9 protein-coding genes are annotated in these 5,685 nt (G+C 31.9%); 4 read left to right on the top strand and 5 right to left on the bottom strand.

The window, feature by feature from the left end:
- Window positions 1-77: 77 nt before the first annotated feature.
- The gene (locus BKK52_RS07930) at window positions 78-359 is read right to left on the bottom strand and encodes a virulence factor (RefSeq protein WP_077478464.1); all 282 of its coding nucleotides are present in this window, start codon (window positions 357-359) and stop codon (window positions 78-80) included.
- Window positions 360-541: 182 nt separating this feature from the next.
- On the opposite strand from BKK52_RS07930, the gene BKK52_RS07925 reads away from it, so the two are divergent.
- The 4 genes from BKK52_RS07925 to BKK52_RS07905 all read left to right on the top strand — a co-directional run bounded on the left by BKK52_RS07925 (window position 542) and on the right by BKK52_RS07905 (window position 3,078).
- On the top strand, window positions 542-907 hold the full coding sequence (locus BKK52_RS07925; protein ID WP_077478463.1) for a hypothetical protein: 366 nt from the start codon (window positions 542-544) through the stop codon (window positions 905-907).
- A gap of 848 nt (window positions 908-1,755) precedes the next feature.
- Window positions 1,756-2,049, top strand: coding sequence for a hypothetical protein (locus BKK52_RS13660; protein WP_077478461.1), 294 nt, complete (start codon window positions 1,756-1,758; stop codon window positions 2,047-2,049).
- A 28-nt stretch (window positions 2,050-2,077) separates the two neighbouring features.
- The gene (locus BKK52_RS07910; protein ID WP_077478460.1) at window positions 2,078-2,473 is read left to right on the top strand and encodes a hypothetical protein; all 396 of its coding nucleotides are present in this window, start codon (window positions 2,078-2,080) and stop codon (window positions 2,471-2,473) included.
- A gap of 35 nt (window positions 2,474-2,508) precedes the next feature.
- On the top strand, window positions 2,509-3,078 hold the full coding sequence (locus BKK52_RS07905) for a recombinase family protein (RefSeq protein WP_077478459.1): 570 nt from the start codon (window positions 2,509-2,511) through the stop codon (window positions 3,076-3,078).
- Window positions 3,079-3,628: 550 nt separating this feature from the next.
- Here the strand turns inward: BKK52_RS07905 and BKK52_RS07895 are convergent.
- From BKK52_RS07895 to BKK52_RS07880, 4 genes are all read right to left on the bottom strand, one after another.
- Window positions 3,629-3,922 (bottom strand): hypothetical protein, encoded by a 294-nt coding sequence (locus BKK52_RS07895; RefSeq protein ID WP_077478457.1) that lies wholly within the window; start codon window positions 3,920-3,922, stop codon window positions 3,629-3,631.
- Between the two features lie 86 nt (window positions 3,923-4,008).
- Entirely contained in the window at window positions 4,009-4,584 is a 576-nt protein-coding gene (locus BKK52_RS07890) for a hypothetical protein (RefSeq protein WP_077478456.1), read from the bottom strand.
- 159 nt (window positions 4,585-4,743) lie between these two features.
- Window positions 4,744-5,079 carry a hypothetical protein gene (locus BKK52_RS07885; protein ID WP_077478455.1) on the bottom strand — a complete coding sequence of 112 codons (336 nt, stop codon included), beginning with the start codon at window positions 5,077-5,079 and terminating at the stop codon, window positions 4,744-4,746.
- A gap of 44 nt (window positions 5,080-5,123) precedes the next feature.
- A complete protein-coding gene (locus tag BKK52_RS07880) occupies window positions 5,124-5,651 on the bottom strand; it encodes a J domain-containing protein (RefSeq protein WP_077478454.1) in 528 nt (175 codons plus the stop codon).
- Between the last annotated feature and the right edge of the window lie 34 nt (window positions 5,652-5,685).

Genomic DNA, 5,685 nt, shown 5'->3' with positions numbered 1-5,685 from the left:
ACCCGACCAACGGGAGGGGAAGCCCCCAAATAAAAAGCCTCTAACAATTTGCTAGAGGCTGGAAATGTACAGATAAATTATAGTGCAGGTGCCAGATCGTTTAATTCTTCAATTCTTAACATTCTAATATCTGATACTGACGGCTTAAACCAAGAGTAAGTTTTAGATAGTGTTTGTGCTGCTAAAACACATTTGACCGCAGTCATATCCTTGTCACCAAAATACACGCTACCTTGTTGATGATCAAAACCTAAAGATTCAAGTGTCTTTTTAATATCACCGTAGGCATTTTGCCAACTCTCTGTTGAGTATAGCTCTTTTAACATAGAAGTATCGAGATCAAAAGCAATGGCGTACATATTCCCCTCTCTTTTAAATTATAAATTGAGATTTTATTATACAAAATAGAGAGATAAAAAACAATCAAGCATATTCAAAAGCACGTCATTTATTTTTGAATATAGTCAAAAATAAACATTAAATAGTTTTGAATATAGCTGTATTATCTTATTCAAATCTGTTAAGTTTTAAGGAAAATAAAATGAAAAAAACATTAATCACAATCTTATCTATATTCCCGGCTTTAGTTATTGGTAAAACCTTTACAAAGGAAGATATAAGTAACGCAAACAAATACCTAATATATGAGAATCTTGAATTAGGCGGCACACTTCCTGAAATAATAGGACTCCATTGTCTATCAGCAAAAGCCCATTCTAAGCCTTTACTAGATAATTATCCAAAGCTCAAAGAGCAGGCTTTTGCAATTCAAGGAGTAAATAAGAACATTTGTCAAATGGCAATGGACGGTCTATTGCTTGACAATATGGAAAAATATATATCGGAAGTAGAAGCTGAGCTTGAATCAAAGGTATCAGACAAATCAGAGAAAAATTCAGAGCAATAGCGTTAAGTTTAAAAGATAAAAATAATCTTATTTCTTCTTTTATTTGGTTTATTTATGATATTTTTCACTTCTTCTATAAGTGAATTATTAGAAAATCCAATAGTACAAAACATAATTAAGTAGGCTATACAAATATGAAAAATGATATAAAAATATTAAGAAAGCTATATCGGAAACTGTTTTTATACAAGTTTATAATCCTTATGGTGTCTTGTTCCATAACGGCTATACTGCTTAGCAATTATTGGTATAACTCTATCCCTGATGAATACTCATTTTCTAGCCCGTTCACTAGAACTATGACTCATGTATTACTCACCTTTCTTCTTCTTTTACTCCTTGTATCTATAGGGCATCTATTTATAAGCATTCGTGTAGAAAAATTATTACATAATGAGTTATTATGCTTACTCTCTCCAGATACAATAAGTAAATTAAAGACTTTTATCTTAGAAAAAATAGGCAAGGATTATATAGAAGAAGGAGATCTAATGAAATTTATTAACAAGCTAGAGTATGAACAATCGGAAGAAATTAAAAAAGGAAAAATGAACAATATATCAAAAAAATCGATAAATTCATAGAAAATAAAAAATAACCAAGATAGGTTACGTAAGAGTATCTACAATAAAGCAAGATTTAACAGAACAGTTAAACTCATTAAATTCGTTAAGTTTTGAATAGATAGGGGTAATAAATGTTTTATGGAATAACTTTCTTAATTTTATTTGTTGGGCTAGGTTTATACTTATTAGACACCGAAAAAAATCCAAAGAGAATGAATTTAGATGATGTAAGAACAAAACTTAGAAAGTTTTGATTTTTAACATGCAATATAGGATGATAAAATGAAATTAATTTGGATACTGTCAATTATTTCTGCATTGATTATTTATGCGATTTACCTTTACTTTGTGAAAAAATCTAATCACGAATTAGAACAATGGGAGAAATCCAATCTAAATTTAGATGATGCTTTAAATTCTAGCAAATCTAATCTAAATTTAGATAATATAACTAAATCTACTGAATCATATCCTAAAACATTTGCAGGAATTAAGGCTTCCAATTTACCAATGTTTATTTTTTTATGGTTAATAGTTCTAATGGTGACTAAGCTAATTTTTATAAAATTTTATTAATGTTAAGTTTTGAACAAAGGAAAACAAAATGAAAGTAAAAGAATTTCTTATACGCTTATTAGGCGGAATAACTAGAGAAGAATTAAATAAGGTATTAGATACAAACAGAGGCGTATGTAAAGAATGGGACGAGTATAGAGAAGATATAAACAAGTATATAATATCGTTACTCGATCTTGATTCCTATTTTCTCGAAAAAAATGAATATTTAAAAGCCCATATACAAAGTAAGGACTACTATTATTCTGAGTTATATAAACTTCGATATGGCAAGCGGTATTTTGACTTCCGACCAATAGAAGAAACCGAATTTGGATTTAGAAATTCTTTAGGACATTATCTTAGAAAATCATTTAGTGGAGAATCATTTGAAATTGGAGATATGTTAGAGTTTTTTAAAGCACTAAGAAAACAAGGATATTAAGCATTAAGTTTTGAATTGGTATTGGGAGTTATTTTATGCCGCTAATCAGATTTGCTAGGGTAAGTACAGTCGGGCAAAGTTATGAAGAACAGATAAAACAGCTTGAAGACATTGGCTGCTTTAAAATTTTCACCGGTAAAAATTCTGGTGAAAAGAAAAAAAATGCTTCAAGATTAAAAGAATTGCTCGATTTTGTCCGCGAGGGCGACACAATCGTTGTAACTAAATTAGACCGGCTAGGGAGAAGCACAAGCCAAATTTTAAACCTTTATGAAGAATTGGAAAGCCGGGGAATAGGACTAAAAAGTCTTGATGGAGTGATTGATACAGAAAAACGCGCCGATCCATTCGATAAGGTTAAATTTGTGTTTATGGCAGCATTAGCCGAGATGGAACGCAATTTAATTCGAGAGAGAACCTTAGAGGGGCGTTTAGCAAAAGGAGAGGACGGCAAAGGTGGGCGACCTAAAGCACTCACAGAAGAGCAGAAAAAGGCATTTTGGCGTGATGTAAAAAAGAATTATTCTATTTCTAAATTAGCTCAAAAATACAATATATCTAATTCAACAGCATACAGATTAAGAAAAGAAGCAAAAGCTGCTTAAAATTAAGCAGCTTTTGCTAAAAATTATTTATAAAGGAAAATAAAAGAGCGTCCCTTAATGCGGCGTTGAGAGAAGAATAAAAACACATTGAACTATCAAATTTACAGACTTTTTGCGCTACTCCAGTGTTTGTAGGCTCAATTAACACTAATCGCCATTCATAACATTCTAATTTTTTATATATCTCTATTCGCATTTCTGTTAAGGGGTGTGTAAAGACAACTTCTCCAATATCACAAGACAAATTATGTTCAAGATCATTAAGAGGTTTTATCATTTGCAAAGTAATTGAAAGTAATTCCCTATTCATCATTCCTCCGTACACATTGAGCGGAACGCGAAGCGATCCGCATTATTATAAAAAAGCGGCTGAAATACTTGTATTTTGCCTGTTTTTTTATGATAATAGCCCCACTTGATAGCTATTATTAAGTAAATACCGCATATTTGTTTTGTAAAAATACCTAGCAAAAGCTAGGTATTTTTCTATTCTAATTCAATAAATTTTACCCCTTGCTTGTTCTCCGCATATTTATCAGTTACAAGGTAACTATTTTTCTTCGATTTTCTTTACTGGTTGAATGAATGGTAGCGTTAAAACACCATCATTCGCTCTTTTTGCCTTAAAGAATTCTTCAAAAATCACTTCTAAAACAAAATCCGGCACAGGGCGATAATTTTGATTATCAGTGTTTGCACGTCGCCAATTTCTGATTTTGCCTGTTGAGGCTTCAAATCCGCGTTTTTTGAGCAGCTCTACAAACGCTTTTTCGTTGAAAGAGTAACCTGAAAGGTTGTAAAGTAAATTAAAAATTTGGTTTTTAGTCATTGATAGTAAATTCATATTTAAGCCTTAATGTATTGATATTATTTGCCTAACAAGCGGCTAAATCAAGCGATTTAACCGCTAAATTCACTTATTTACGCGTCTTATTGCTTAAGCAATTCAGAAACGCAAGCACAAATTTTCATTAGAAAATCAGTATCATCAGATGAAAATGTAAGTTGCTTCATATAGTAATCTCTTTCGCCATTCATACCTGAAAGCTCAACCGATCTTAATTTTTTAGGCATTGCGCCCCCCCGGGTTGAAATTCGCCCCGACAAATTAGCTTCAAAGGGAAAATAACGGCGAAATGCTTGTAATTTATGTTCAAAATTTTCTTCGATTAGTTTGCGTTCATTTCTATACGACACAATTTCATTGATTGCATTTTCCACTTTATCAAAAGCCAATCTTTTAAAATCGCTGGCAAACGATTTTTTATCAAGAGAAAAGGAAATTTTATGGTATAAATACCCCCGTTCTCTATATTTACCAACAGAAACACAGGCTTTAACCCGGCTAGATCCTACAATAAATTCAATACTCACTTTCACACCTTGAATTTGAGCGCAGAAATCAAGCCCGTTTTGTTCTTTTTTCCAAAAAGAACAAAGCGGATTAGTATTAAAAAATTCGGTTACTACCGCAGAAAAACGGCTTTTCAAGTCTTGATTAGACATTTTGAAATCCTCTTAAGATTTAAGATTAGATTGCCACTTTTGGCATATCGTTAAGCGGTAAGATTTAGCAACCATTCCCGCTTAACTTGAGACTATAATAGCAAATTCAAAAAATAAATACAAGTAAAAAACAAAGTATTTTATAATTTTTTTAAAAGGTTAATTTAAATTTTTCTTAGCTCTATTTAACGCCTCTTTATAATTATCAAAAGTTAAAATATCTATTTCATTTATATGCAAATGCGTATCTATTGAATTGATGTAAGTCCAAAATTTAACCTCTTCCGAGCCTAAATCTTCGCAAAAATGATACTGAATTTTACTCAATAAAATTGCTTGATAAATGTTCGCTAATATAGGCACTTGCTTTGATTCCCGAGCAATCGCCCAAACTTCATCATCATCTACATAATCATCATAATAAGCGAGAATTTCTTCCCATTCGTTCACTTTTTTTGAAAAATTACTTTCTAAATCTAAAAAATTTAAACACATATTTCGCCCCTATAAGCCCGTTTTCACGGGCTATCAATTAAAAATTAAGCTGCTGCCGGTAAAGTTGTTTTTTGAAAGTCATTAAGATTAAGAAAAGAATTTCCTTTCAAGATTTCTGAACCATAGTGAGAACGGATTTTATCCATATCCCACGCTTTATGACGTGAACTTTTATGTTCAGCTGGTCGGAAGTACCATTGTTTCTTTTTAGAAGCCCACAAGCAGCCCAAAGCCTTAATTTGTTCTTTATATTGACGCGTTTCCCCTGAAAGCCAAATCCAGTTACCACAGATTTCAATAATTACGCCGTGCATTTTCAAAACTTCACGGATAACTTCTTCCAAAACTTCCGCGTAGTTGTACGCATTTTCTTGGTCTGTATGTTTAATCTCCTCTAAATCAAGATTTTTAAGCATTTCATACGCTGCATTGATGATTTTCATCATTTCCGCGCCAGTCGGATTTTTATCAGGGTGGTATTTTACCGCAAGGCGTTTATAAGCCTTTGCAATATCTGCTTTTGTTACAGATCCGGAAAGATTTAAAATATTAAGAGCTTCATTGATATTCATTTGATTACCTCATTTTGGTATAAAGAAAAGACTA

The organism is Rodentibacter trehalosifermentans (assembly GCF_002000545.1).
GTDB classification, from domain to species: domain Bacteria; phylum Pseudomonadota; class Gammaproteobacteria; order Enterobacterales; family Pasteurellaceae; genus Rodentibacter; species Rodentibacter trehalosifermentans.
The sequence above is the reverse complement of the archived record's forward strand: the minus strand, read 5'-3'. Positions and strand labels throughout refer to the sequence as shown.

Coding starts and splice junctions, on each gene's coding strand:
- BKK52_RS07890 (WP_077478456.1), bottom strand. CDS start 4,584: ATGTCTAATCAAGACTTGAAAAGCCGTTTTTCTGCGGTAGTAACCGAA.
- BKK52_RS07930 (WP_077478464.1), bottom strand. CDS start 359: ATGTACGCCATTGCTTTTGATCTCGATACTTCTATGTTAAAAGAGCTA.
- BKK52_RS07910 (WP_077478460.1), top strand. CDS start 2,078: ATGAAAGTAAAAGAATTTCTTATACGCTTATTAGGCGGAATAACTAGA.
- BKK52_RS07925 (WP_077478463.1), top strand. CDS start 542: ATGAAAAAAACATTAATCACAATCTTATCTATATTCCCGGCTTTAGTT.
- BKK52_RS07895 (WP_077478457.1), bottom strand. CDS start 3,922: ATGAATTTACTATCAATGACTAAAAACCAAATTTTTAATTTACTTTAC.
- BKK52_RS07880 (WP_077478454.1), bottom strand. CDS start 5,651: ATGAATATCAATGAAGCTCTTAATATTTTAAATCTTTCCGGATCTGTA.
- BKK52_RS13660 (WP_077478461.1), top strand. CDS start 1,756: ATGAAATTAATTTGGATACTGTCAATTATTTCTGCATTGATTATTTAT.
- BKK52_RS07885 (WP_077478455.1), bottom strand. CDS start 5,079: ATGTGTTTAAATTTTTTAGATTTAGAAAGTAATTTTTCAAAAAAAGTG.
- BKK52_RS07905 (WP_077478459.1), top strand. CDS start 2,509: ATGCCGCTAATCAGATTTGCTAGGGTAAGTACAGTCGGGCAAAGTTAT.